This window comes from Dyadobacter sp. (genome assembly GCF_051859145.1).
Taxonomy (GTDB): Bacteria; Bacteroidota; Bacteroidia; order Cytophagales; family Spirosomataceae; genus Dyadobacter.
The window spans coordinates 1-3032 of the sequence record NZ_JBHYGF010000405.1 but is presented as its reverse complement, the minus strand read 5'-3'; the positions used below and the strand labels follow the sequence as shown (position 1 = coordinate 3032).

Annotated in this window: 5 protein-coding genes; 4 read left to right on the top strand and 1 reads right to left on the bottom strand. The window is 45.0% G+C overall.

What is annotated here, in order from left to right:
• The 4 genes from ACTIE6_RS20340 to ACTIE6_RS20325 all read left to right on the top strand — a co-directional run.
• Window positions 1-563, top strand: a 563-nt coding sequence (locus ACTIE6_RS20340) for a tryptophan--tRNA ligase (protein ID WP_439558379.1), incomplete at its 5' end; no start/stop codon positions are given.
• Complete coding sequence (locus ACTIE6_RS20335; RefSeq protein WP_439558378.1) at window positions 560-1135, top strand: phosphatase PAP2 family protein; 576 nt, start codon at window positions 560-562, stop codon at window positions 1133-1135. The genes ACTIE6_RS20340 and ACTIE6_RS20335, both read left to right, overlap by 4 nt.
• A gap of 38 nt (window positions 1136-1173) precedes the next feature.
• The gene (locus ACTIE6_RS20330; protein WP_439558377.1) at window positions 1174-2118 is read left to right on the top strand and encodes a ribose-phosphate pyrophosphokinase; all 945 of its coding nucleotides are present in this window, start codon (window positions 1174-1176) and stop codon (window positions 2116-2118) included.
• A 37-nt stretch (window positions 2119-2155) separates the two neighbouring features.
• Entirely contained in the window at window positions 2156-2722 is a 567-nt protein-coding gene (locus tag ACTIE6_RS20325) for a 50S ribosomal protein L25/general stress protein Ctc (protein ID WP_439558376.1), read from the top strand.
• A 60-nt stretch (window positions 2723-2782) separates the two neighbouring features.
• On the opposite strand, the gene ACTIE6_RS20320 is transcribed toward ACTIE6_RS20325, so the two are convergent.
• Window positions 2783-3032, bottom strand: a 250-nt coding sequence (locus tag ACTIE6_RS20320; RefSeq protein ID WP_439558375.1) for an NAD(P)-dependent oxidoreductase, incomplete at its 5' end; no start/stop codon positions are given.

Below are 3032 nucleotides of genomic sequence, written 5' to 3'. Positions count from 1 at the left end.
ATGCCAACATTATCCCTGTCGGCAAAGACCAGAAGCAGCACCTGGAAATGACAAAAGATATCGCAACCCGCTTCAACCAGCTTGCGGGAGAAGATATCCTGGTATTGCCAGAGCCGCAGATCGACGAGCGCATTATGACAATCCCGGGCGTGGACGGACAAAAGATGAGCAAGTCTTACCACAATTACATTGATATCTTCCTGCCCGAAAATGAGTTAAAAAAGGTAGTCAAAAAGATCATTTCAGATTCTACCCCGCTGGAAACGCGCAAGGATCCTGACAATGATATTACATATAAATTGTACAGCCTGATAGCCTCCGACAGTGAAGTGGAAGCAATGCGGCAGAATTACCTCAACGGCGGCTACGGTTACGGGCACGCCAAGCAGGCGCTGTTTGAATGCATGCTGGAAAAATTTGCTGAGCCAAGACGCATTTTCAATTATTATATGGAAAACAACGAGGAGCTCGAAGCAATCCTGACAGAAGGCGAAGCGAAAGCGCGCGAAATTGCCCAGGATACGATCTCGAAAGTCCGTAAAGTATTGGGATTTAGCTCATGACCGATGCTCTGGATACGATCATTCGCGCCGATCAGGAATTATTTCTTTGGTTAAATGGGCTGCACACGCCCTGGCTCGACTCGATCATGTACTGGATTACCTACAAATACACCTGGGTCCCCATGTACGTAATACTGATTGCATTCACACTGGCAGGTGACCGCAAGAAAGGTTTTGCTGCATTGCTCACGGTACTGCTGGCGGTCATCCTTGCAGATCAGATTACCTCCGGCTTTATGAAACCTTACTTCATACGCTTTCGGCCATGTCACGAGCCAATACTCCGCGGAATGGTGCACGAAGTTGCTGGCTGTGGAGGTTTATACGGATTTGCTTCTTCCCATGCGTCAACGAGCTTTGCTGTTGCAATTACCTGGTTTACCTTTTTGCGGGGCAAAGTCAAGTACCCCGCATTGCTGTTTCTCTGGGCGATAACTTACTCTTACAGCAGGATTTACGTGGGCGTACACTATCCTACCGATATTTTTGTTGGCGCCGTGGTAGGTTTGTTGAGCGGATACTGCTGCATTCGCCTGTACTATCTTTTTTCGAAGAAATACTATCTTAATTAATTGGTTTTGTTTAATTTTGCGCAAATTTTAGTCTGTCCATGGGTTCTTTCAACACAGTAAAAATATTCTCCGGAAGTCAGTCAGAGTATTTGGCCAAAGACATTGCCAGATATTATGGCAAGGAGCTCGGCGGGTATAATTTACGGAAGTTTGCAGACGGTGAATTGTCGCCCAGTTTTGAAGAATCTGTAAGGGGTTGTGATGTTTTTTTAATCCAGTCTACTTTCCCGCCTGCTGATAACCTGATGGAACTGCTCCTGATGGTAGACGCTGCTCGACGTGCTTCTGCTCATTACGTAACGGTTGTTATTCCGTATTTCGGCTACGCAAGGCAGGATCGGAAAGACAAACCCCGCGTTGCTATTGCTGCGAAAGTGGTGGCAAATCTGCTTACTTCTGTTGGTGTGGATCGCCTGATGACGATTGATCTGCACGCCGGACAAATCCAGGGCTTTTTTGACTTACCTGTTGATCACCTGGAAGGAACTTCGATTTTTGTTCCTTATATCAAATCATTGAACCTTAAAAACCTGCTGATTGCATCCCCTGACATGGGCGGAGCTGCACGTGCAAGAAATTTCGCGAAGTTCCTGAATGTGGATATGATACTTTGCGATAAGCATCGTAAGCGGGCGAATGAAATTGCCAGCATGCAGGTGATCGGGGACGTAGAAGGAATGGACGTAGTACTTGTCGACGATTTGATCGATACAGGCGGAACACTTTGCAAAGCGGCCGAACTGATCCTTGATAAAGGAGCCAGCTCGGTAAGAGCAATCAGCACGCACGCGATTATGTCGGGCAAGGCACACGAAAACATTGCCAACTCTGTTTTGGAGGAGTTGATTATTACAGACACGATCCCATTGAAGCAGCAGAACGATAAAATACGCGTACTATCTGTTGCTGAAATCTTCGCGAAAGCGATCGGAAGGATCAGAGATCATGAATCTATTAGTTCATTATTTATAAATCATCAGTAAATTTTATTTTTTTTTAACTTTATTATTAAATATTCTTATGAAAAAGCATGAGATTGTAGGGTTTAAAAGAGCGAATCTCGGCAAGACGGAAGCCCAGGAACTACGTTCACAAGGTTATGTTCCGTCTGTGCTGTACGGTGGTAACGAGCAGGTACATTTCTATGCGCCCGCTATGTTGTTCCGTGAATTGCTTTTCACACCGGATATTTTCAATGTAACCCTTAATATTGAGGGTACTACATACGACGCGATTCTTCAGGAAAAGCAGTTTCACCCGGTTAACGATTCTTTGATCCACGCGGATTTTTTACAGATCGTTGATGGCAAGGAGATAAAAGTTGAAGTTCCTGTTAAATTGACAGGTACATCCACCGGAGTAATGAAAGGTGGAAAAATGAACCAAAAATTGCGTAAATTGCGCGTACAAGGTCTGGCTGAAAACATTCCTGACTATGTAGATGTTGATGTAACTGAGCTTGATTTAGGAAAATCTGTAAAGGTTGGTGCAGTTAAAGCTGAAAATTTTGTTATATTGACAGCCGCAAGCAACCCGATCGCCTCAGTAGAGATACCACGTGCGCTTCGCGGTACGCTTACCAAGTAAGTATTTTATTTTTCATGGCTAATAGATGCAAACGTGCCGACCATTGGTCGGCATTTTTGTTTATAACCATTCCGCAATTTGCTGAACCAACACTTCATTGATACGCACGTAACTCTCGTGTGTCCAGCCACCTATGTGCGGGGTGAGTACTACTTTATCTGACTTTTTCAAATAGTCGAATGTACGTTGCTGCTCCTGGGTCAGTTTTCCAATTTTCTCATTTTCCAGAACATCCAGACACGCGCCGCGGATTTTGCCACTCTCCAATCCATTTACAACCGCGTCAAGCTTTACGGTCTCTCCTCTTGAT

Excerpts from the sequence above, each read along its gene's own strand:
- ACTIE6_RS20330 (WP_439558377.1), top strand. The coding sequence starts at position 1,174 with ATGGGTTCTTTCAACACAGTAAAAATATTCTCCGGAAGTCAGTCAGAG.
- ACTIE6_RS20325 (WP_439558376.1), top strand. The coding sequence starts at position 2,156 with ATGAAAAAGCATGAGATTGTAGGGTTTAAAAGAGCGAATCTCGGCAAG.
- ACTIE6_RS20335 (WP_439558378.1), top strand. The coding sequence starts at position 560 with ATGACCGATGCTCTGGATACGATCATTCGCGCCGATCAGGAATTATTT.